This is a genomic window from Rhizobium sp. NXC14 (assembly GCF_002117485.1).
In the GTDB taxonomy this organism is placed as follows: Bacteria; Pseudomonadota; Alphaproteobacteria; order Rhizobiales; family Rhizobiaceae; genus Rhizobium.
Genome location: NZ_CP021032.1, coordinates 600,348 through 622,305, shown reverse-complemented (window position 1 = coordinate 622,305; position 21,958 = coordinate 600,348). Strand labels below are relative to the sequence as shown.

Sequence of the window (21,958 nt, the reverse complement as noted above, 5' to 3'; positions counted from 1 at the left end):
GCAGCACCGCTCCAAGTTTTTGTTTTTACGCAATTCCAGGCAAAGGCGCTTCGCGCTTTGCCCGGGAAAACCGTTTCACACTTTTCCTGGAATTGCTCTAAGCGGAGCGACATGCGCCGCCAAGTTTTTCTATCAGGCCGAGATTTTGGGGCGCACATGTTGCCTACCCCGAGTAGTTGGCGTTTATTGCCCAAGGCGCAAGCCAGCGAAGACCGCCTCTGTCGCCTTTTTTGTGAGTATCTGCTTAAATTCTTGAGTTGTTAGCTTTTTTTCACGATGATGCCGGTGAACGCATCCGAGTCTTGGGTAAGAATGTCTGATGGGGATCAAATTGCCAATGCTGCAGATCAGTGCTGGGACTAAATGCATTGCCTTTTTGCTGGCGACCGGAGCGATTTTGGCTGGTTGCCAGTCATCCGGCGTTGATGGTCTGGCTGCTTACGGCGACAGCGCAAAAACTCTCCAGGATGACTCGGCCGTCGCCTTCTATAAGAACGACGAGCTGATAACCAACGGCAAACTGCAGTTTCAGGAAAAGAATTACGGAAAATCCTACGCCATCTACAAGCGAGCGGTTGACGTTTTTCCGGAAGACCCGGCCGCCTGGTTAGGCTTGGCGGCCTCCGCCGATATGGTTGCCCGCTTCGATACCTCCGACCGCGCTTATCAGCAACTCTCGCGGATGATCGGCAACACCCCGGTCTACTACAACAATATCGGCTATTCTCACCTGTTACGCGGTGACCTGCGTACCGCCCGGCGCTATTTCCTGAAAGCCTATGAGCTTGATCCCGGAAACGAAGTCACTGCCCGTAATCTCGAACTGATGAAGAACAGCGTGAAGTATGCTCAGCGGTAATCGATCCTTCAGCGATCGGCAATCTGCGTCGAGATGAGAACGCCCTAGATATGAGGAGCGGCACGGCGCCCCTGGCGGCGTCCACCGATTACTTTGGATATTTCGGCGAGTCGGTGTTTACCGAGCCTTCCGAAGAATGAGTTTGCCTTCCGGCGAGAGTGTGCGTTCGTAACGCGGCAGGTTACTGACGGAAATGCCGCTGGCTTCGATCGACGCAAGGGTGCTATCTGCAGTTTGCGTTTCCGCTGATACGCCACGGGGTGCGAAAAACTGTGCCGGTTCCTTGCCGGGTGCACTGAGGACCAAAGCTGAACCCATGCGTGCACCGCTCATGTCGTTGCGCATTCCTTCGTTGATCGACAGAATGGACTTTTGCAGGCTATCCATCTCCTGGCGGATCAGGTCGACTTCGTCGGCCTTGGCATTCTCGGCGATGTTGCGCGACTGCTTTTCCATTTGTCCTCTCAGGCCATCGATGGACCTTTTAAGCGCAGCGATGGTCTCGCGGCTCTCGCGAACATCGGCCGAGTTCTTGGCCGTATAAATGAGAACGCCGGCATTCACAGGCAGGAGCATGAGGATCAAACCGACGAGCAGCGGGTTTCTTGAAACTCTCGGCTCTGGTTTTCGCATATGGCTTGGTTTTGCGCCGTCGACTTCGACGTCGATATTCGGGATGCCGGTCATTCGCTTACTCCCCGTAAGTGATCAAATCTGCGTTGGCATTGTCCAGGAACAGGCCGTGATCAGCGCCAAGCACGCAATCATTCCGACGTAAATACACCTTCCCACGCGCGTTCGAGCATATCAAGCGACGCGATTCGCGCTAAGCCATTAAACTCGCAGTAGGAACTGACGAAATCGAGAAGATATTTCGGATGGTAGCAAGACGCTAGCACATCACCGTTGTACTTGCGATCGTAGAACAAGTTCAGCTCTGGGTCAGCGACAACCAATCCAGTGCCGCTGGCGTAGGATTTGAAAATTCTGAGATATTCGTCGCGCGACGGAGTGTTGACAAAAATCTTGTATTTGAGGCGCCGCAAGCCCGCCTCGTCGGAGAGGTCCTTCGGTGCGATATTCGTCGAAAATACGACCAGCTCGTCAAAGGGAACCTTGAACTTCTTGCCGGTGTGCAGCGTCAGAAAGTCATATCCGCGCTCGAGCGGCACAATCCAGCGATTGATGAGCGCCTGTGGCGCCACTTGCTGACGCCCGAAGTCGTCGATGATGAACACGCCGCCGGACGCTTTCAAGTGTATGGGTGCTTCATAGACATTTGGCCCGGCGTTGAAGGTGAGATCGAGCTGATCGAGGGTCAATTCCCCGCCCGTCTTGATCACCGGACGGCGGCATTCGATCCATCGTTGATCCGCTTTCGAATGGGAGTCCGTGCCAGCCTCCGATACGGGGTGATGCACGGCCTCGTCATAGAAACTGATGACATGGCCGCCGACCTCGATGGCATATGGCACCCAGATCGTTTGGCGAAACAGCTGCGACGTCCGCTCGGCGATGCTGGTCTTCCCGTTGCCGGGCGGTCCGTAAAGCAGGATAGAGCGACCGGAGTTGATGGCCGGGCCGAGTTTTTCGACCAGGGTATGCGAGAGCACCAGCCCCTCAAGGCTGTCGGTCAGCCGGTCTGGGGTCACGCGCTCGTGATGGATGGACTGCAAACCTATTTGCCGGCAGAACGCGTCGAGCGACACCGGCGCCGGCCCGACATATTGGCATTGGCGCGACGCCGCGTGGGCATATTCGAACCCCTTCATTGAGAGCGCATATCGGACATCGGATCTGACATCCTCACCCGCCAGGCCGCGAGCCTCGAGGTATGCGAGTTTCACCAGTTCCTTGATCAGGATATTGACGATCACTTTCGGCAATTTCATGCGTTCAGCGAGATGAGAGGCCGTGGTCGTATCCTGCTCGGCCGCACATTTTGCGGCCAGCCGAAGCAGGAACGACTGGTCCAATCCCGCTTGCTCTATGCTTCCCGGTGCCGTTGGCATACGCGGATCGAGGGAAATGATGGCGTCACGATTGTGTTCGAGCGAATACTGCATACGACCTCGCTTGGCTTAACCGCCGGGTTTCATGCCGATAAGAAGACTGATGACACGCATAACAACGGGCACGAGCACAATGACGAGGCTTACCGGAAAAAGGAACGCGCCCAGCGGCAGCAGCATCTTGACCGGCAAGGCGTTCGCCTTTTCCTCGGCGCGCACAATACGCAGGTCGCGCATTTCCTTGCTGTAGACCCGCAGCGTCTGCGTGACGCTGGTCCCGAGCTCCTCCGATTGGCGGAACAGAACGGACAGGGCCCGGGCCTCGTCGATTCTCAGGCGGGTGGCCAGGTTAGCGAGCGCCTCACGCAGTCGCCGGCCGCCCCGAACTTCCAGCATCATGATCGAGAGATGGAGGCCGAAGTCCTGCTGCTTGTCCACGAATTCCCGGGCAACACGGTTCGCGGCCGCTTCGATGCTCATCCCTGCATCGAGGCAGACGATCAGCATATCCATAAAATCGGGAAAGAGGCGGCGGTACTCCCTCTCCTTGGCGGTGCCACGCCGGTCGATATAAATGTTGACGAGAATAAAGGTCGCGCCCGCAGCAAACATGGCAATGATCAGGGCGCCTATCTGCGGCATGTTCGGCGCGATCCGGTTTAGGGCCCAGACCGCCCCGACCAGCATGCAGATACAAATCACCGCGCGGACCACCTGGAAGGTGGTCACCGCGCCGGCAGCAAAATAGCCCGCCCGAATCAGCCGGTTCTGGGTGGAGTTCAGATTCGTGTCACGTCGCGTAATTTCGAAATAGCGGCGGATCAGGCGGTTTTCCGCCTCGCCGAGATCGGCAATCGTCGTATCGCCGACATGGAAGTCGTCGCCCATCGCCGAGCTCTTGGACACCCGAACGGAGACTTCGCGCTGTCGAAAAAACAATTCCGAGGCTGCCGCCGAAAATATCAGCACTGCAAAGAAGACGATGAGGTAGATTCCATACTCGCTCGACATGACCGCCTCAGTACTCGAAGTTGACCATCTTGTAGAGAATGACGTTCCCGATCGCCATGATGGCCAGCAGAATGCTCACAACGGCAGGTCCGTGGCCGCTGTCCCAGACGGGGTCGAAGTAGGTCGGAGACAACGCCTTGATCATCGCGTAGAGCAAAAACGGATAGATCGACATGAAGATCGCCGTGATGCGTCCTTCAGACGAAATCGCCCTGACCTTTGCCTTGAGCATCGACCGGTCTCGCAGAGTTTTCGAAAGGTTCTGCAAGATCTCCACGAGATTGCCGCCGGTTCCCGCCTGTACGCTCAACGATATCGCAAGCAGATTCAGGTCCTCGACGCCGACCCGATCGGCTAAGTTCACAAGGGCATCGTCCAGCGTCACGCCGTAGGTGAGTTCATCCGAGAGGAGGCCGAACTCGGTGCCGATCGGATCAGGCATCTCGCGTGCCACCAAAGAAATCGCCGCCGGCAGCGGGTGGCCGGCGGCCAGGCTGCGATTGGCGACATCGAGCGCTTCAGGAAGCTTCAGCTCGAATTTCTTCATGCGGCTCGCCCGGGCGCGCCAGACGACCAATACGGGGATGAGCAGGCAGATCAGCAGAAAGACGGGTATTCTAAACAGAGTGCTCGGCACGAGGAACTGAACTGCGAGCCACGTCAAAAGTGCGCCAGCGATCGCGAAGAGAGCAAATCGCCTGGCATCGAACTTGATTCCCGACTGGGCGTAGAACCGCAGCAGCCGCTGCATCATGGGGGTTTGCCGCCAACCACCGGCGACACCGCGCTCCTTGAGCATATCGCTATAGGTCTTGCGATGATCATCGCTGACCTCGAGCAAGCTCAACCGATGGTTCACGGCGCGGTGGCGTTCGGATGTCTTGAAGTAGCCGCGCATAATCGCTTCAACAGCGACAAGGGCCGCGGTGAAAACGGCGGCGTAAACGAGAGTCAGGGTCATTGAACAGGTCCCGTTTGGAGCGGTTTACCGGGATCAAAGATTGCCACGGGAACCTCGATCCCGAGTTCCGCAAATTCCTCGACGAATCGCGGCCGGATGCCGGTGGCGCGGAATTCGCCATGGATCCGCCCGCCTTCGTCAGTGCCGATTTTCTTGAACTTCATAATCTCCTGCATCTGCACGACTTCGCCCTCCATGCCGGTGATCTCGGATATCGAGACAACTTTGCGGCTGCCGTCGCTCAAGCGCTGAACCTGCACGATGATGGTGATGGCCGACGAGATCTGTGAGCGAATGCTCAACTGCGACATCGGCATCCCGGCCATGCCGACCATCTGTTCGAGTCGGCCGACGGCGTCGCGGGGCGTGTTGGCGTGAATAGTCGTCATCGACCCCTCGTGACCAGTATTCATCGCCTGCAGCATGTCGAACGTCTCGTCGCCACGGACTTCGCCGACGATGATGCGGTCGGGACGCATGCGAAGAGCATTTTTCAAAAGTTCGCGTTGACGGATCTCGTTGCGTCCGTCGAGCGTCGGCGGTCGGGTTTCCAAACGCCCGACATGGGGTTGCTGCAGTTGGAGTTCGGCCGCATCCTCGATGGTTATCAGGCGCTCCTTTGGAGAAATCTGCGAGGAGAGAGCATTGAGCAAGGTGGTCTTGCCGGAACCGGTGCCGCCTGAAATGACCATCGACACTTTGCCCTTGACGGCGGCGCTGAGAAGGATGCGCATCGCATCGGCCATGGCGCCATATTGCACGAGGCGCTCCAATGTCAGCGGCTTGCGGGTGAATTTGCGGATGGAAACGAGCGGCCCATCGACCGAGATCGGCCTGATGGCGACGTTGACACGTGAGCCATCCTTGAGGCGGGCGTCGACCATCGGCGTCGATTCGTCGACGCGGCGGCCGACGGCCGAGACAATCTTGTTGATCACCCGAAGGAGATGGTCCTCGTCCTTGAAACGCACGGCGGTGCTTTCAAGCTTGCCGCCCCGCTCGACATAGACGCTGCTGTAGCCGTTGATGAGAATATCTGCGATCGTCTCGTCGGCCAGCAGCGGCTCGATCGGTCCCAGCCCGAGCATCTCGTCGGTGATATCGCGGATCAGATCGTTGATTTCCTTGGCATTCAGCGGAAAGTTGTTACTCCGGATATAGTCCTTGACGAGCGGCCGGATCTCGGTCGCGATCTCCTCATTGTCGAGCGTGTCGAGTATCCCGAGGTTGATACGATCGAGCAGGTAACGGTGCAGATTGACCCGCTCGGAAACCATGTCCGGCCCGAGCGACGCCTCTTCGCCACCCGCCGTGGCGCTGTCAGAGACCGGTCGGGCAGGCATGTTCTGAGCTGCGACGAGAGACAGGTCGGCCGGCTCCGGATGTTCCCGGCTTTCAGGCTCCTGCTGATGCTTGTAGAAACGCCCCATGATGCCGTTCGCCATGCTTCCAACCCCTGAACTATTTTACAATGACCGTGGAACCGACTTTCACCCTCTCATAAAGATCGATGACGTCGGCATTGCTCATGCGAAAACAGCCCGATGAGGCGAAATCGCCGACCGTCGACTGCTCGTTCGTTCCGTGAATGCGGTAGAGCGTGTCGGTCCCGCCCTTGAAGAGATAGATCCCGCGAGCGCCCAAGGGATTGAGCGGTCCGGCAGGTACCAAGTCCGGAAGTCCGGCCGCGCGCGCCTTCATCTCAGCAGGCGGGCGCCAGTCGGGCCACTCTGCCTTGCGTCCAACCTTGACGGTCCCGCTCCAGCGAAATCCGTCACGTCCGACGCCGATCTTGTAACGGATCGCACGTCCTTCAGAGATGACGAGATCCAGCGTTCGGTTCGCGCTGACGATAACGATCGTTCCAGCCGCGTAGCTTTTTTCGATCGTCACCACGGTGCTTGTCGTCGGCCCCAGGGTTCGTGGCACAAGCCCGGCTGCCGCGGCATCCCCAGCAACGGCCAGAACGGCCAGAACCAGCAGGCCGACGCAGGACCTTATGCGGCCACGGTCACTCGCCTTCATCGCACCAATGCTCCAAGTTTACCGACCGCGCCGCAGAAGCGCGCGCGGGAATTCACCTGAGCCGGCAGCACGCCCCGGTTAACCGCCTCGCTCAAAGTATCCCATTCATCCGCAATGACATGCGTCGGGATGCCCTTGAAGATCTTCTCCGTCTGTTGCCGGCGCAGGCCGAGGCCGAAAAGCTTGGCGCGGTATTTGTTGATGACGATGAATATCTGATCCGAACTGCCTCGCAGCCGCGCCAGATTGGTAAACAAATCCTTGGCTTGGGAAAGCGCGGGGATCGTCATTTCGGTGACGATGTAGATGCTGTTGACCGAAGTGAGCACCTCGTATTTCCACGGCGTGTCATAATAGGGGACGTCGACGACCGTGTGGTCGCTCTCGAAGGCGGCCACGTCGAGCATACGCAGCACGAGTTCACCGCCTTTCGGCGACAGAAGGACTGACGGCTGCTTGAAGGAAAGCAGTGAAAAGCCTCCCGGATGCCGCTTTCGGACGAGATCGATGAATTCAAGATCGACCCGGGAAGGATTGGCGATCACCGGTTTCAAGTCATAGTCGTTCACAAGATTGAGATAGTAGCCAAGCGCCCCGGAGCAAAAATCCGTATCGAACAGGTCTACCCGCGGCGTCGAGTTCTTGGTCGGCTGAGCCAGCGAATGCGCAAGCGACGAAGCGATCATGCTGGCGCCCGCGCCACCGACGGCTGAGACCACGGCATGCACCCGGCTGTCGCTGGCCCCGGTGCCTGGCGCATGGGTTGAAATCATGTCGATGAGGGCGCGGCGCTCCAGCGGCTTCTTCAGCCAGTCATTGCCGTTCAGGCGGAAGAGCAGCCGCATCATGTCGTCCGGCAGGTCTTCGGAAACGACGACGAGCGGAATGTCCCGGTAGCTGGTACGAAACGCGAAGAGCTCAGGTTGCTGCAGCAATTCCCCGTTGTCGACATCGAGAACGATCAGGTCGAACTGCGTCGGATCGAGCCGCCCCTTTTCTCCGAGCGCCTTAAGCGAGAAATGGCGGACATCATAACGCGAAAGCGACCCGAACGTATCGAGCATGAAGCTCGCTGCAGCCGCGTCGTCGGAGAGAACCAGGATCTTGGCGGATGCGGCAATGTTCATGTGCGCTGTCATTTTCGCTTTCCTACGCGTTAATTAAGGAATCAGCAGGTTGAGCAGGTCTTCAGGTCTTCCGTCGTGATCGTTACTGGATGGGCCGGGATGGTGACGTCGTTCAATCCCAACAGCCCGCCGAGGATCGGCAGATCGAAGGTGATGTCGCGCACCTCCAGCCGCATCGTCACCACGGGCCCGTCAGGGCGGCCCCAATAGCCGAGTCCCGATCGCTGATAGGTGACGACCAGATTCTGCGGTTGGATACGCCAATTGAGATCGCAAATGCCGGGGTGCAGATCAGTTCCCGCGTTGCAAACGCCATCGCTTCCCAGGACGATCCGGTTCAATGCCGCCGTGCAGTTTGCAAGAGCCGGTCCGCAGGTCGACGATATCGTGGCATCGTTCGGAGTAGCTTTGCCGTTGTTGAGCGGATCGGCAGCGTCGGTCGGGAAAACGGCATTGAAATTGGTTGTCAGCGGATCTGATACTGCCGCCAGTCGGGCACCATATTGCAGTGCCTTGACCGTCTGATTCCACTGCGACATGGCATAGCCGAACTCGATGAAGGCGGCGAATACCAGCATGACGATCGGAAAGGTCAGCAACGCTTCGACAAGGCTGACACCACTGCTGTCCTGCCAGAATGTCTTGATCTGCCGAAAGATCACCATCCGATATATCTCTCTTCATGGAAGGAACTGAGGGTGATGGCGTCGATTCCAAGAAAGCCGAATACCGGCGAGCTCTGGTAGAGATGCGCAGTGGAAATGGTAATGTTCCCATCGGCATCGGGCGCACTGATGGTAATGTCGGCAGGGTCGTTCCAGCCGGGGACGCGCGGTTGAGCGTTTGCCGCAGGTGTCTGCGTTCCGTAAAAAGCGATCGTCTTTGCCGTTGCCTGATTGCATGTCGGCACATAAGTTCCCGACAGCGGTCGGCATCGCGAGAGGTAACGCCCAGCATCCCGCAGACCTGCGTCGATCTGCATCCGCTGCCAGAAAATGCTGCCGAACTCCAGTATGGCAGCGGCAAAGAGCGTCACAAACGGGATCGCGAGCAGCGCCTCGGCAAGCACTGCGCCTTCCTCCCTCCGCCAGAAGCCGAGGCAAAGCTGATGCAAGATAAACTTGCGGAGCGCCATCATCTGACCAACTCCGCTTCTTCCCGCAGGAATTCGTCTGCCGTACCGCGACCACCCTTGCCGGTGATGTCGATCATCTCCAGGGAAAGGTATCGTTCGCTGGAATCCTTTATCGCCGGCTTGGTCAGGAACATGCGCGCGAAGGCCACGGCGCGGGTGGCCTTATGACCGTTCAGATGCCCGACTGAGGCTTCATAGCCACAATTGACGATCGCTGAGAAGATTTCGCGGCGATCACCATATTCAGCCGCGGTATAGTTCGAAAGGTCCGGGCCGGTATAGCACTGGCCGCCGGTTGTCGGTTTGCCGGTTTCGCCATTCGCCGAGGCATGGTTGATCAGAGATGGGTTAGCAAGCTCGTAACGATAAACGTCGTAGGCGGAGGGCTGGCTCGGTGTCCCGGTCGCCTGCGGGGGATAGCTGGAGTAGTTGCTGAGGACCGTGCTCACCGAGGGCGCAGCCGTGCCCTGCGCGACATTCCAATAGGTCGTGTAGTTCCAATTGTTGCCGCTGCTGATCTTGCCGCCGGCAAGCGAGCTCATGGCCGCTCCGTAGCCGAGCGGCAAAGCCTTGGTCGCATCGCCGACAACGTCTCCCACCATGACCGGAGCATAGGTATCGCAATCCGGCTTTCCCTTGGTGGTTGTCCGGGCGGAGCGTACGTTTCGCGCGGGACGGTAACGATAATCTCCCTTCGCGCTATTGAACGAGGAGGCGTAAAAGCCGAAGCGCGTATTCACCCCGTCCTCGATGGGCCCCGCCATTGCGCCGGTCTCGGTATCAAGATTGTCCTGTGTGTAGCAGGCGCCGGGATTGCCGGTGGCAAGAGCCTCCGCCAGCACGGACGCACCATTGCCCAAGGGGGTCCGCAGGAAGCCGAAATTGCCGGGGCCGGGACTGGACGACGAGGTGCTGTGAAGCTCGATCTGCCGACCGTAGAGATTGCCGGCCGCAAAATTGGTGTGCAAGGCGGCTGCGGCAGCTGCGTCTGCGCTTGCACTGGTGTTGCCAGCAGGCTCGAACGGATTGCAGATAAAGATCGGCGTCACGTCGCATGCGCTGGCGTGGTATACCGCCACGGCGTCGGCGGCAATGTTGATCGTATCGCGGTTGAAGCCGACCGGTATCGGAAAGATCGTCTGCATCGCTTGCGGCTTGGCGATGACCCAGGCATAGGAAGCTTCGCTGGGCTCTGTCGTTTCCATCGAAGCCGGGATGGGCGTATCGTCATTGGCCGGGATGCTCTTCAGAAAAAGCACGGTAACCGTGCTTCCGGCATCATTGCCGGCGTCATAGCTCACGCTGATATACGAGCCAAGCGACATGCCGGTCCCGCCGCCGGAGAAAGCCGCGCTATTGGCAATTTTCTCGATCGCCGTCTGCGCCCTCGAAATGGCATCATCGCGGCCATCGAGTTCCCGGGCCCCCGCCAACGCCATCGCATCGACCGCGTTCTGGAGATCGGTATGCAGGTTGCTGCTGCGGCCGACATCGATGACCAGCAGCGAAAAGCCGAGAAGCATTGGCATGGCGATGAGCGTCAAGGCGATGACATAGCCACGATGATCATTCCAGAACCGTCTGACAACCCTGCTGAGCATTGGCGTCCCCCCATCACGGCGCTATCGCCGTGATGACCCCGTTTCGTGCATTTCCCCTGCGGCGCGCTACGCCGTTCATGCCTTCCGCCAGCTACTGGCTGGCGATCGCCCCGTTGGAGGCCCCATTCGCCCCCATGGCCGGCGACGGCTGAACAACGCCCAGCCCGCCGTTCTGATATTGAGTGACCACCCTGCGGATCACCTTGCCGTCGCTTGCGATTCGGGTTCGCTGGGCTTCCGGCGGGAATGGGTCCTCGATCTGGATGGCCTTGTTTGCTTCCACGGCGTTGCCGACCCCGAAGGTGATCGTGTCGCGATGGTTCATGTAGTCGGCGCAGCCGGAAGCGAGGCCGGCGGCCGCAAAGACGAGAAGGACGCGCTTAGCGTTTTGTAGCAACGGCTTGGACTCCCTGGTTCAAGTCGAGACGGTGGCCATAAGGCCCGGTCACACCTACGCCATTTCGAAAGCGTCGGAGCATGTCCTTGTCGACTTCCAGAACCCCGAGCGCGAAGAGCTCGACGTCGTTGGACGAACGCGTCTGATCGAGCGGACTGTAGAGGTCCTCACCCGGGCGGGCCGGGCGCACAATGTGTGGCGTGACGACGATGACGAGGTCGGATTCCTTCTTCTGGAAACTCGTCGAACGGAACAGAGCGCCGAGCACCGGTATCTGCCCGAGTCCCGGCAATTGCTGGATGTCTTTGGCATTGATCGACTGCAGCAGGCCCGCCAAGGCAAAGCTCTGGCCGTCGCGGAGCGCGACCGTGGTGCTGGCAGCGCGCGAGATGAATCCCGGATTGCCGTTGACGTTGATCGACGGATCAATCTCGGAAACCTCAGGCTCGATCTCCAGGTTGATGAGGCCATCATCAAGAACCACTGGCTTGAAGGTCAGCCGCACACCGAATGGGCGATAGTCCGTTTCTGTGGCCACCGTCGTGCCGTTGTTCGTCGTCTTCAGGATCGGCACTTCACCGCCGGCATGAAAGCTGGCGGTCGAGCCGCTCATGGCGATGAGGTTCGGCTGAGCCAGGCGGCGCACCAATCCCTTCTGCTCGAGGGCGTTGATCACAACGTCGATGTGGCCGCCGGAGATTTCCAACACCTTGGCGATCAGCTGGCCGAAGGGCAACGCACCCGTTGCCGCACCCTTGGGATCAAGGAGGGTACGGGCCAAGTTGCCGTTGTCATCAACGGTGATCCCCTGGCTGGCCGTTGCCTTGCCGATGCGGTTGTTGTTGCCATAGCCGGACCAACCGATCCCGAGGTCACGACCCGTCTGGCGCGAGGCTTCGATGACACGGACCTCGAGCATCACCTGCTGGCTGTCACTGACGCGCAACTGGTTCAGCACTGGCTGGTCGGAATAGGATTGGGCGATTTCCATCACCCGCTGCAGTTCGATGCCGTCACGGACGAAGCCTGTCAGGCGAATGCGATCGTTGGAGTTGATGACCCTGACCCGAGCCGAGGGCGCGGCAGAGCGAATGGCGGAAGCGACTTCGCTGAAATCGCTCGCAACGCGGATGTCGATGACCCCAAGCAGCGACTTGTCGTCGCCATATACCGAAATATTGGTGGCGCCGGGCTTTTTGCCGCGGATGAACAGCGACTTGTCGGAAAGCGGCACCACGTCGATCATATCGGCGCTGCCGATGACAAGATCGCCGAAGGGCTGGCCTGTATTGAGCGTCAGCGTCTCGTTCGGAGGCAAGGTCACGTGCTGGACTGATTCGCCTAAAGTGATGGACTTCTCCTGTGCGTTGGCGCGGCCGGCAACTCCGGGGCCTAAACACACACAGGCCGAAAACACTGCCGCTAGTGCCGCAAGGCTTTTCGTCCTCGCGATTCTTCTCTTGCCGTTCGCCATGCCTGCTTTAGCCCCCTCATCCGGCTCGCCGCACCTGCGGCATTCCGCATCAACATCACTGGACCAGGCCGACTCGGTGCTCCTCGCGCTTCGTCGTGTTCCAGACTCCCACTGTCACCCACTTCGGCTCAACCGGCAACACCGGCTCAACCTTTTGTTCCACAATCTGCACTTGTTTTGCCGGCTCTGGCAACTGCTTTTCCAAATCCTTGCCCAGTTCTGTCGCCATCGCCCCGCCACCGAGGTCGGCGACGGTGATCGGCCGGGTCTGCTCGACTGAGGAAGAGGCAACATTGCGAAGCGCCAGCGAGAGCGTGCCGACACTGGAGCCGAGGGTCAGGCGCTGCGCCTCGTCGGTCGTGACCTCAAAGGTCACCGTTTTCACGACGGATGGCTCGTCCTTGCGCTCGTCTGCCGTCTGGTCCACCGCAAGGACCTTGACGCCTTGCAGCAGCACGTCGACGAAGGTCTGATCGTTGCCCGCCTGCCCGCGCACGACCCGCGTCAGAAGCACGTCGACGCGATCGGAAGGCCTGACGAAGCCCGCAACGCCGAGCACATCGTTGACGCGAATGGAAACGGCCTTCATGCCCTGATCCAGCGCCGCCGACAGCGTGGCGCGTTCGCCGGTACCGGTGATCTTCGAGGATAGAACCGGCTCGCCAGGGTCGATCGCCGCCATGGCATAGCGGGGCTGGGCATCATTGCCGACGACCATCTCGATGCTGACGAATGAGCCTGCGGGTGTTTCATTGGAGGGCCACGGAATGGCCTTGAGGTTTTCGGATCGGATCCGGTCGCCGAAGCGCATCGGCGTGGCGGCGACAACAAGTGTCCTTTCCTCCGCCTTTACGCCGCTCATCGCCAGCAGCTTGGCCTTCTGATCGGAAAGATACGCGCGCATGCCGAAAACTGCGGCGGCGGCGAGTACAAATGCAATAACGAGGCTTAAAATTGTTGAAGAACGCATCGCGGTTACTCGCTACACTGGACGGAGCGCATCCATTCATTGATGCTAATTTAGAAGAGAGGGGTTAACAAACCCCTCGCTTCTGCGAACGCCAGCTTCAGGCTGGAGCCGTCAGGTTGGCCGTAAACCAAGCTGCCCAGCCGTTCCACACGGTAGCGAGGTTGGTGCCGGCCAGTGTCACCGCCCCGATCACGCCGCCAACCAGCAAGGCAAGCAGAATAAGGTATTCGGTGAGTGCGACGCCATCTTCTTCCCGCGCGAAAGCGCGTACGCTATTTACAAATGCTTTCATCGAGAATTACCTCCCAGGTAAGTGGTGCGCCGTATTTCCCCCGGCACTAGTCGTCGAGACCGCCCCTTCGACTGGAAATATTAATAATCTGTTAAGTCTAATTTAGTCAATTGTTTTATACGCAGACATTCGACATCTATACTTTATGGTTAAGACGAAAAATCGCAGAACTGGTCGTAAAAGCCGACTCCTGTGGCCGATGTTCAGTGACGATGAGCGTACATGGTAGATTACCATAGCCCAAAAAGGTTGATCCGATGCTGGAAATGGTCGTTGTTATTAATTCTCTTTCAGTATTACTTTTTCTCTGCGCCGCCTGGACAGATTTCCGTACTTGGAAGATTCCCAACACGCTCGTGCTTGCGCTCGTGACACTTTATGCGCTACGCGCGCTGGCCGTGATGCTTGGCTCCGAGGATGTCGGCGCAGCCCTATTTGCTTCGAGCGGAATTGGTGGCGACCTTGGGGCCGGTCTGCTGATGTTCATGCTTGGGGTGGCGCTCTGGACGTTCCGGCTATTTGGCGCAGGAGACGCCAAGCTTTTTCTGCCGATCGGTCTTTTTATCGGATGGCACGGAATGCTGCCGTTTGCGGTGTTGCTCCTCGCCCTCGGCATTTTGACGCTGCTGGCCCTGCGGCTGCCGGTGCCGCTGTCCGTCGCGCATCTCGCCTTTTTCATGCGCATCGAGGAAATTCGGGTGAGCCGGAAGATACCCTATGGCGTCATCATGGTTTTCGCGACGCTCCTGACCCTGGCTTTGCCAATGATCCGGCAGCACCTGCAGCTACGGTGACCTACCCTGAAAGGGCTCTGGCCGACCTGTTCTCCAGCGCGGCGATCTCCTCGGAGACCTCGCTCAATCGCTGACGCAGGTCGCTGTCGGTGCCGTCATCGACCTCTTCCTCGCCAAAACAATAGCGTGCCTCGTGAAGCTCGAGCTTGGCTTCGAGCTCGGCGCGTCTGGCATATAGGCGCTTGAGATAGGCGTGGTTCATCTCCCGGTCTCCACATCGTCCCGGTGATGGAAAAACGGTGTGGAGGCGGTAAGGTTCCGGTCTATCAGGTGAAAGAAGCGATCGCTGCTCGGCAGGCCTTGGCGAAATGGCCGCAACAGCCGGCGGCGCCCATTGCCTGACGGCTGACGCGCGCGCCTTCGAGCAGCAGCGTCAGCGTATCGGCAAGAAGTTGAGGTTCGCGCGCACCGGCTGCCGAACAGAGCGCGGCCAAGCGATCGCGCTGTGCGGCCTTGTGCCTCTCGATCATTTCATGGGCGGGATGCCCTTCTCCCTTGAGCTCGATGGCGGCGTTGGCGAGATCGCAGCCGGCGGGCTCGCCGTTCAGACACTGCGCCCGCATCTCCACCCAGGCGTCGAGCTGGGCGCGGGGATCGCCGGGATGAGCGGCCTCCAGATCGCGCCAAATGGCATCGGCCCTTTCGGAGGCACGCCGCAGCGTCTCGCAGACGAGTTCGTCCTTCGAGCCGAAATGCCGGTAGAGCGTCATCTTATTGGTCGAGGCGGCATCGGCAATGGCATCGACGCCGATGCCGCGGATGCCGCGCTCGCGGAAAAGCTCCACGGCCGTCGAGACGATGCGCTCCCGCGGCGGGATGCGATCTTCTGAAACGGTTGCGGAGATTTCATTCGAAGTTTCTGATTTTTTTGCGGACGAAGTCCTTGACATCAATGTGACCGATCGGTAACAACAGCATTGTTACTTACCGGTAACACCACAGGCCGCGAAAGTCAACGCAGAGGGTTGGCGGCGGATGTGGAACACGGGCGACCGCCCACGAAAGGAGGACAAGCCATGAGACAGACCAGAGACGACCTGACAATATCCGAAGCCCTTCGCGACCCCCTGATCGCCATGGTGTTGCGCGCCGACGGCGTGAAGCTTGAAGACTTCAAGCAACTCCTGGAAACGGCCGCCGGGAAACGCGAATCGCGCCCGACGCCGGTGGGCAAGATGATCGGAGCGCTTACGAGCCGCGCCAATCTGCCGGCTATTGCCTGCTTCGGCTGAAAAAGCCGCCTGAACACCGGGGGATCTCTCCCTGCCCCCGACAAGGGCTGTCGTCATAAAGGGGCGGCGGCCCTTGCTGCTTCATCGTAGTGGCCGGAAAGCGGCGGCGATCAACTTCTCCTTGCCCGCCCGCGCGCCTTTCACGAGGCCGCGCTTTTCGAACTTTCTCCGCTGCGACCAGGCCCTGCTCGCCGCCGGCGACGCCGTGATCGTCACGACGCCGACCGGCGGCGGCTACGGCAAGCCGTGACTGAAGCGCGCATCCTGCCAGATCGTGATTACGCGCTTCAGCTCCTTCTATCCGTGCATGCCTTCATCCCGGAACCGCCAATTCCGGGCGACATGCATTAAAGGATTGGCTTGCCGCCTGTAACCGCGATGGTCGTGCCGGAAACATAGCTCGACAAGGGATCGGCCAGCATGACATAGGCGGTGGCCAGTTCGGCCGGCTGACCCGGCCGTTTCATCGGTACCTGCTTACCGAAATTGCTGACGCTGTCTTCGGGCAGCGTCGAAGGAATGAGCGGCGTCCAGATCGGGCCCGGCGCCACGGCATTGGCGCGAATGCCCTTGTCGGCCAGAAGCTGGGCCAGGCCGGCGGTGAAATTCTGGATCGCGCCCTTGGTCGTGGCATAGGCCAGCAGCGTCGGGTTCGGATTGTCCGAATTGATCGAAGCCGTGTTGATGATGGCGCTGCCGGGCTTCATATGGGCGACAGCCGCCTTGGTCAGGTAGAACATCGCATGAATGTTGACCTTGAAGGTCAGTTCCCACTCCTGGTCGCTGATCTCGTCGATGCTCTTGAAGCTTGCCTGGTGCGCGGCATTGTTGACGAGAATGTCGATACCGCCGAGCTCCTTGACCGCCGTCTCGACAATTTGTCGGCAATGGGCCGGATCCTGAATATCGCCGCTGACGAGCACGGCCTTGCGCCCGGCCTGCTCGACGAGCCGCTTCGTCTCGTCGGCATCCTCATCCTCGTCGAGATAGGAAATCAACAGATCGGCGCCTTCCCTTGCATAGGCGATTGCCACTGCGCGGCCGATGCCACTATCGCCGCCGGTAATGATCGCCCGCTTGCCCTTCAGCCGTTCGGATCCGCGATAGGTTTTTTCCCCATGGTCGGGAACCGGGTCCATCTGGGCGGTGAAACCCGGCATCGGCTGTTTCTGGGATGGGAAAGGGGGTGTTGGATAATGCGTCATTATAGCCTCCTGAGTTGAGGGACAAACTCAGGCTGCGGCTGGTTGTTCCAACGGCATTGCAGCCACATCGCTTTCCGAATAAAATGACCAGAAAGTTGGTCACGGCGACAATATGATGGCACGTGTCAACCTGGCGGAAGCAAAAGCCCACCTGAGCGAGTTGCTCAATAGGGTGGAGGCCGGCGAAACGATCGAGATATTGCGGCATGGCAAGCCGGTGGCGCAGCTCGTGCCGGTGAAGACGCCGAAACAACCGATCGATGTCGAACGGCTGAAAGCATTGACGGCCTCGATGAAGCCACCGGCCGAGCCGGTCGATTCCGCGACCTTCATTCGCGATCTGCGCGATACCAATCGTTATTGATGCTTTACATCGACACACCAGTCCTCGTCGCCGCATGGACGGTCGAAACCCGCACGGACGACGTGCAGCAATGGCTGGCGGAGCGTCGAACCGAGGAGATCGCCGTCAGCAGCTGGACGATAACCGAATTTTCAAGCGCTGTCGGAGTCAAGGCGAGAAACGGACAGATCGATCCGGCCGATCGCAGCAAAGCTTTGGCGCTGTTCAAGGAACTATGTTCAACGAGCTTCGAGTGCCTGCCGATATCGCGGGCGCACTTCATCGAAGCGGCGCGAATGATCGAACAGTTCAATATCGGTCTTCGTGCCGGTGATGCGCTGCATCTGGCCGTCGCAATCGACAGCGACGCCACGCTCGTCACGCTGGACAGGGGGCTGGCAAAAGCCTGCAGCCTCATCGGAGCGCGTCACCGCTTGTTATGAGGTCGGCGGTATCGGCGGATGCGGAAACCACGCAGTCTCCCGGCTCCACCGCCGCCACATTCGCACCGACGATCAACCTACAAAATATTGCGATTTGCCACAGCGACCGCTGTACCATAGTAATGTAATATGGTCGCAGGGTTCATGAGGTGCATGAAATTGGACGGAAAGACATCGCCCGCAGTTTACTCCGAAGATGAGAGCCTTGCCGGCGAAGCCGGCGGCAAGAGCGCGCGCCGCGCCCGCGTCAGCGGCATCGACCGCGCTCTTCAGGTGATCGATCATCTCTATGAAACAGGATCGCCGGCCGGCGTCTATGCCATCGCCAAGGCGGTAAAGGCGCCGCTATCGACCGTCTACGTCATCGTCGACGACCTCGTCGAAAAGAATATGCTGACGCGCCAGGCGGATGGCTCGATCTGGCTCGGCGCCCGGCTTTATCATTACGGGCTTGCCTATGCCCGGTCGCTGGATTTCATGAGTATCGCCACCCACGAAATGCACGATCTCTGTCGCCAGGCCGGCGAAACCGTGCAGGTCTGCGGCCGTGACGGCGATTACATGCTGGTGCTTGCCATGGCCGACGGCCCGAGCCACTTCCAGGTGGCGTCGCGCGTCGGTACCCGGGTGCCGCTCAACTGGACGGCGTCGGGCCGCCTGCTCGTCGGCCACCTGCCCGAAGAGGAACGCATCGAGCTTTTCAAACGCTGCGCCCGCTCGTCACCGACCGGCCGCGCCGAGATCGATCCACGCACCCTATCGGAAGCGGCCGGCAAGGCCTTCGAGTCGCGCCTGTCGATCCAGGCCGGCGAATCCGATTATGCGGTCGCCTGCATCGCCTCGCCGATCTGCGATCGCGAGGGCCAGTGCGTTGCCACCATTTCGATCGTGCTGCCGGAGCAGAAGGCCTTTTCCGACGAGAACCATTATACGGCGCATGTGCGCAATTCTGCGGAGCGGATCGAAAAACTGATGGGTTGGCGCAACCGCTGACGTGAGCTCGGACACGATCCTTGAAGGATTGTCCTCTGACTGCATTGCATCTATGTTGACGTCACTGACAGCATTTGGGGGTCTGAATATGGCCGTTCTGACAGTTCGAAACGTGCCCGATGACGTGCATCGCGCATTACGTGTCCGGGCGGCGATGCATGGCCGCAGCACCGAGGCGGAAGTTCGCGAAATCCTGGAAAATGCCGTAAAGCCCGAGCAGCGCATTCGCATGGGAGACGCTTTGGCTGAACTCGGCCGGCAATTGGCGCTTACCAATGATGATCTCGAGGTGCTTGATCAGCTGCGCGAAAGGGCGGCGGCGGAGCCCTTGAGGTTTGAATGATCGTACTCGATACGAATGTGCTTTCCGAGACGATGAAACCGACGCCCAGTTTGGCTGTGCGCGCGTGGCTCAACGAGCAAGCCGCGGAAACGCTGTATTTGTCGAGTGTTACCTTGGCCGAATTGATGTTCGGCATCGGCGCCTTACCGGACAATCGACGCAAAGCGGCCCTGACCGAGATGTTTGGCGGCTTACTAGCACTCTTTGGGGATCGGGTATTGCCATTCGACGTCGGAGCGGCCCGGCATTATGCCGACCTTGCCGTCAGAGCTAGAACGAACGGCAAAGGCTTCCCGACGCCGGACGGATATCGCCGCCATCGCCGCTTCGAAGGGCTTTGTTGTCGCGACACGCGATATAAGCCCCTTCGAGGCGGCGGGACTGACTGTCGTAAATCCCTGGAACCATCGATCATCTGAGGCCTCTCGGGAGAATTTATGATCGAACCCCGCCTCGCGGCGGATTCTATCTGTAGGAATAGCCGTGGCTGTGGCGCACCAGCCTGCGCGCCCGCGGCACGTAGCGGCTGGCGGCGACGGCCTCGGCACCCATCACCGCATAGCGTGGCTCGAACAGCTTGTTGAGGACCGAGACATCACCATTCGAATCCGTCGCCTCGAGTTCGGACTCGACGAGGTCGAAAACGGTGAATTCGGCTTGCGCGCCAACCGCAAGCCGGTTCTCCATCGACAGCTTGATGACCGAGGCCGGCGCATGGGTGACTGCTTCCACGACCTTGTCGAAGGGCATGCCGACGCTCAGCAGCTTCGACATCGTCGTTGCCAGGTCCCAGACCGGAAAGTTCATCGAATGGCCGTGCAGGTCGGTCGAGATCGAGAACGGCAGAAGCCCGCGCGCGATCGCCGCTTCGGCGACCTTGAAGGAGAAGGAGGCGCCGCCATGGCCGATGTCGAGGCGGATGCCTTCGGAGGCGCAGCGCTCGGCGAGATTGAAAAGATCCTCATCCTCCATGAGGCTCGAACCGGCCTTCCCGTTGAAGCAATGGGTGACGACGTCACCGGGGCCGAGAATTTCAAGCACTTCGTCATAAAGCGCCGGCGGCTCGCCGACATGGACCATCATCGGCACTTTCAGGATCTTGGCGATCTTCTTGCCGAGCTTGACGGGAGTGACACCCCAGGAGCCGGTGATGACGTGGCTGGCGCGCACCTTGATGCCGACGATGTGCTCGCTGTTTTCAGCGTAGACTTGGAGAATGCGGTCGAGATCGATATCTCTGATATCCCTGAGCTCGGCGACGCGGTTGCAGGCGACGAGACCGATCGAGCCCAGGTTCAGGAAGGCCTTGATGCGCTCGCGCGAGGGCTCGATGATATACTCGCGGAAGCCATGGAAATTCGCCTCGCCGGCCGAACCGGCGTCGACCAGGGTGGTGACGCCGCGCTCGAGACCGCATTCGGACGGGCGGATGGAGATGTCGGTGCCGCCATGCCAGATGTGGACGTGCAGATCGATCCAGCCCGGCGAAATGAAAGCCCCCTTGCCGTCGATGCGTGTCACATCCTCAGCGGCTGGAAGCGATGGACCGATCCGGGCGATGCGGCCGTCGGCATTGACGAGAATGTCGATCACCCCCTCGGATGCGCCCGCACCGAAAGCCGTCGGTCTGACATTGGTGAGGAGAAGCGGCTTCTTCGCCTGGTCGCCCGACATGATCATATTTGCAAATTCCATAGTTATGACATGTTAATCCTTATAATAGAATAAAATCGAAGAGACTGCTGTCAAGAGAAATGAAGCGCAGCCAGCCGCACGGGAACGGCGCCAGCGCGCTCGTTCTCAGCCGCACTCGCCGTCAAGGAGCGGCAAATTTTTCCAGCGATTTCAATCCCGCAGGATCGAATATTCAAGCCGTTTGAGGTGGTCTGGATCGGCGATGGCTTCGATTGCCGCAATCCTGTCGTCGGCGATAGTAAACGCCACCACGACGCGGATCTGACCCGCGATGCGCACGACGAAGCCAAGCTCGCCGTCGACTATGGCGATCTCTGCCGCCTGCGCCCGGCCCTTGAACAACTCTGCCACTTCGGATGCGCCGCGTCTTTCGCCGAAGGCGCCGAAACGCGCCGCCGTCGCATCCAGGCGAAACACGACATCTGGAGCGAGCACCGCAATCAGCGCCTGCAGATCGCCGCTGCGCGAAGCCGTCAGAAAGGCCTCCGCAATCGTTCGTTTGCGGCCGAGATCGACATCCGGCGTCTCGTCCGCGCCCTGCACCCGGCGGCGGGCACGGCTCGCGAGCTGACGGGCGGCGGCGGATGACCGGCCGATAATCGGCGCAATTTCTTCGAAGGGAAGATCGAACATGTCGTGCAGCACGAAGGCAACTCGTTCGGCAGGCGCCAGCGTCTGCAACACGACGAGCAGCGCCACGCCCACCGAATCGGCGAAGGAGGCGTCGCGTTCCGGATCCTTGGCCGGATCGGCGATCGCTGCATGGACCGATGTCTCCAGCGGCTCCTCGCGCCGGGTCTTGCGGGCACGCAGCATATCGAGGCAGATGCGCGCCACCACCGTCGTCAGCCAGCCGGCGAGATTGCCGACGTCAGTCCTATCCGCGCGGGTGAGCCGCAGCCAGGCCTCCTGAACCGCGTCTTCGGCCTCGCTGCGCGACCCCAGCATGCGATAGGCGGCCGCCTTCAGATGCGCCCGGTTGGCTTCGAATTGATCGGCCAGCCAATTATTCTCGTTCATCCGTCACATTCCTTCGCTGCGTTCCG

27 protein-coding genes and 1 pseudogene are annotated in these 21,958 nt (G+C 59.7%); 9 read left to right on the top strand and 19 right to left on the bottom strand.

The genetic code is table 11. The annotated features are described in order from the left end of the window. The first annotated feature begins 337 nt into the window (after positions 1-337). Complete coding sequence (locus NXC14_RS27255) at positions 338-859, top strand: tetratricopeptide repeat protein (RefSeq protein ID WP_085781114.1); 522 nt, start codon at positions 338-340, stop codon at positions 857-859. A gap of 117 nt (positions 860-976) precedes the next feature. On the opposite strand, the gene NXC14_RS27250 is transcribed toward NXC14_RS27255, so the two are convergent. From NXC14_RS27250 to NXC14_RS27185, 14 genes are all read right to left on the bottom strand, one after another. After that, entirely contained in the window at positions 977-1,546 is a 570-nt protein-coding gene (locus tag NXC14_RS27250; RefSeq protein WP_085781113.1) for a hypothetical protein, read from the bottom strand. 77 nt (positions 1,547-1,623) lie between these two features. Then, positions 1,624-2,925 (bottom strand): AAA family ATPase, encoded by a 1,302-nt coding sequence (locus tag NXC14_RS27245; RefSeq protein ID WP_085781112.1) that lies wholly within the window; start codon positions 2,923-2,925, stop codon positions 1,624-1,626. A 15-nt stretch (positions 2,926-2,940) separates the two neighbouring features. Further along, a complete protein-coding gene (locus NXC14_RS27240) occupies positions 2,941-3,882 on the bottom strand; it encodes a type II secretion system F family protein (protein WP_085781111.1) in 942 nt (313 codons plus the stop codon). 7 nt (positions 3,883-3,889) lie between these two features. Next, positions 3,890-4,843, bottom strand: coding sequence for a type II secretion system F family protein (locus NXC14_RS27235; RefSeq protein WP_085781110.1), 954 nt, complete (start codon positions 4,841-4,843; stop codon positions 3,890-3,892). Then, entirely contained in the window at positions 4,840-6,288 is a 1,449-nt protein-coding gene (locus tag NXC14_RS27230) for a CpaF family protein (RefSeq protein ID WP_085781109.1), read from the bottom strand. The genes NXC14_RS27235 and NXC14_RS27230 overlap by 4 nt, the downstream gene beginning before the upstream one ends. A 16-nt stretch (positions 6,289-6,304) precedes the next feature. Beyond that, positions 6,305-6,868 carry a L,D-transpeptidase gene (locus NXC14_RS27225; protein WP_085781108.1) on the bottom strand — a complete coding sequence of 188 codons (564 nt, stop codon included), beginning with the start codon at positions 6,866-6,868 and terminating at the stop codon, positions 6,305-6,307. Continuing rightward, a complete protein-coding gene (locus NXC14_RS27220; protein ID WP_085781107.1) occupies positions 6,865-8,007 on the bottom strand; it encodes a response regulator/pilus assembly protein in 1,143 nt (380 codons plus the stop codon). Before NXC14_RS27220 ends, NXC14_RS27225 begins: the two co-directional genes overlap by 4 nt. Positions 8,008-8,036: 29 nt before the next feature. Beyond that, positions 8,037-8,660 (bottom strand): TadE/TadG family type IV pilus assembly protein, encoded by a 624-nt coding sequence (locus NXC14_RS27215; protein WP_085781106.1) that lies wholly within the window; start codon positions 8,658-8,660, stop codon positions 8,037-8,039. Next, a complete protein-coding gene (locus NXC14_RS27210; protein ID WP_085781105.1) occupies positions 8,654-9,133 on the bottom strand; it encodes a TadE/TadG family type IV pilus assembly protein in 480 nt (159 codons plus the stop codon). Before NXC14_RS27210 ends, NXC14_RS27215 begins: the two co-directional genes overlap by 7 nt. Further along, on the bottom strand, positions 9,130-10,731 hold the full coding sequence (locus tag NXC14_RS27205) for a TadE/TadG family type IV pilus assembly protein (protein WP_085781104.1): 1,602 nt from the start codon (positions 10,729-10,731) through the stop codon (positions 9,130-9,132). The genes NXC14_RS27210 and NXC14_RS27205 overlap by 4 nt, the downstream gene beginning before the upstream one ends. Positions 10,732-10,822: 91 nt before the next feature. Next, positions 10,823-11,128 (bottom strand): hypothetical protein, encoded by a 306-nt coding sequence (locus NXC14_RS27200; protein WP_085781103.1) that lies wholly within the window; start codon positions 11,126-11,128, stop codon positions 10,823-10,825. Continuing rightward, on the bottom strand, positions 11,112-12,602 hold the full coding sequence (locus NXC14_RS27195; protein ID WP_085781102.1) for a type II and III secretion system protein family protein: 1,491 nt from the start codon (positions 12,600-12,602) through the stop codon (positions 11,112-11,114). The genes NXC14_RS27200 and NXC14_RS27195 overlap by 17 nt, the downstream gene beginning before the upstream one ends. Positions 12,603-12,657: 55 nt before the next feature. Continuing rightward, positions 12,658-13,572: a Flp pilus assembly protein CpaB gene (gene cpaB / locus NXC14_RS27190; RefSeq protein ID WP_085781101.1), complete on the bottom strand. Its 915-nt coding sequence runs from the start codon at positions 13,570-13,572 to the stop codon at positions 12,658-12,660. Between the two features lie 97 nt (positions 13,573-13,669). Further along, positions 13,670-13,864, bottom strand: coding sequence for a hypothetical protein (locus NXC14_RS27185; RefSeq protein WP_085781100.1), 195 nt, complete (start codon positions 13,862-13,864; stop codon positions 13,670-13,672). Between the two features lie 257 nt (positions 13,865-14,121). Between NXC14_RS27185 and NXC14_RS27180 the strand changes: the two genes are divergently transcribed. Next, positions 14,122-14,658: a prepilin peptidase gene (locus NXC14_RS27180; protein WP_085781099.1), complete on the top strand. Its 537-nt coding sequence runs from the start codon at positions 14,122-14,124 to the stop codon at positions 14,656-14,658. Between the two features lies 1 nt (position 14,659). Here the strand turns inward: NXC14_RS27180 and NXC14_RS27175 are convergent, their stop codons facing one another. Together NXC14_RS27175 and NXC14_RS27170 are read right to left on the bottom strand one after the other, a co-directional pair. After that, entirely contained in the window at positions 14,660-14,860 is a 201-nt protein-coding gene (locus NXC14_RS27175; protein WP_085781098.1) for a hypothetical protein, read from the bottom strand. A 64-nt stretch (positions 14,861-14,924) separates the two neighbouring features. Further along, positions 14,925-15,548, bottom strand: coding sequence for a TetR/AcrR family transcriptional regulator (locus NXC14_RS27170; protein WP_085781097.1), 624 nt, complete (start codon positions 15,546-15,548; stop codon positions 14,925-14,927). A 126-nt stretch (positions 15,549-15,674) separates the two neighbouring features. Here NXC14_RS27170 and NXC14_RS27165 point away from each other — a divergent pair, with 126 nt between their 5' ends. Both NXC14_RS27165 and NXC14_RS32745 read left to right on the top strand, forming a co-directional pair. Further along, complete coding sequence (locus NXC14_RS27165; protein ID WP_085781096.1) at positions 15,675-15,890, top strand: hypothetical protein; 216 nt, start codon at positions 15,675-15,677, stop codon at positions 15,888-15,890. A 73-nt stretch (positions 15,891-15,963) separates the two neighbouring features. After that, positions 15,964-16,140, top strand: a complete 177-nt coding sequence (locus tag NXC14_RS32745) for a hypothetical protein (RefSeq protein ID WP_157131511.1) — start codon at positions 15,964-15,966, stop codon at positions 16,138-16,140. Between the two features lie 97 nt (positions 16,141-16,237). On the opposite strand, the gene NXC14_RS27160 is transcribed toward NXC14_RS32745, so the two are convergent. Then, positions 16,238-17,095, bottom strand: coding sequence for an SDR family oxidoreductase (locus NXC14_RS27160; RefSeq protein WP_085781095.1), 858 nt, complete (start codon positions 17,093-17,095; stop codon positions 16,238-16,240). A gap of 115 nt (positions 17,096-17,210) precedes the next feature. Here NXC14_RS27160 and NXC14_RS27155 point away from each other — a divergent pair, with 115 nt between their 5' ends. From NXC14_RS27155 to NXC14_RS27135, 5 genes and pseudogenes are all read left to right on the top strand, one after another. Then, positions 17,211-17,459, top strand: coding sequence for a type II toxin-antitoxin system prevent-host-death family antitoxin (locus NXC14_RS27155; RefSeq protein WP_085781292.1), 249 nt, complete (start codon positions 17,211-17,213; stop codon positions 17,457-17,459). After that, on the top strand, positions 17,459-17,881 hold the full coding sequence (locus NXC14_RS27150) for a type II toxin-antitoxin system VapC family toxin (RefSeq protein WP_085781094.1): 423 nt from the start codon (positions 17,459-17,461) through the stop codon (positions 17,879-17,881). Before NXC14_RS27155 ends, NXC14_RS27150 begins: the two co-directional genes overlap by 1 nt. A 153-nt stretch (positions 17,882-18,034) precedes the next feature. Then, the gene (locus NXC14_RS27145) at positions 18,035-18,874 is read left to right on the top strand and encodes an IclR family transcriptional regulator (protein ID WP_085781093.1); all 840 of its coding nucleotides are present in this window, start codon (positions 18,035-18,037) and stop codon (positions 18,872-18,874) included. 88 nt (positions 18,875-18,962) lie between these two features. Next, positions 18,963-19,217: a plasmid stabilization protein gene (locus NXC14_RS27140; RefSeq protein WP_085781291.1), complete on the top strand. Its 255-nt coding sequence runs from the start codon at positions 18,963-18,965 to the stop codon at positions 19,215-19,217. Then, a pseudogene (locus tag NXC14_RS27135) lies at positions 19,214-19,658 on the top strand (type II toxin-antitoxin system VapC family toxin). Before NXC14_RS27140 ends, NXC14_RS27135 begins: the two are co-directional and overlap by 4 nt. Positions 19,659-19,682: 24 nt before the next feature. On the opposite strand, the gene NXC14_RS27130 reads toward NXC14_RS27135, so the two are convergent. Next, positions 19,683-20,891 carry an amidohydrolase/deacetylase family metallohydrolase gene (locus tag NXC14_RS27130; protein WP_085781290.1) on the bottom strand — a complete coding sequence of 403 codons (1,209 nt, stop codon included), beginning with the start codon at positions 20,889-20,891 and terminating at the stop codon, positions 19,683-19,685. Positions 20,892-21,062: 171 nt separating this feature from the next. Then, positions 21,063-21,932 carry a sigma-70 family RNA polymerase sigma factor gene (locus NXC14_RS27125; protein ID WP_085781092.1) on the bottom strand — a complete coding sequence of 290 codons (870 nt, stop codon included), beginning with the start codon at positions 21,930-21,932 and terminating at the stop codon, positions 21,063-21,065. Between the last annotated feature and the right edge of the window lie 26 nt (positions 21,933-21,958).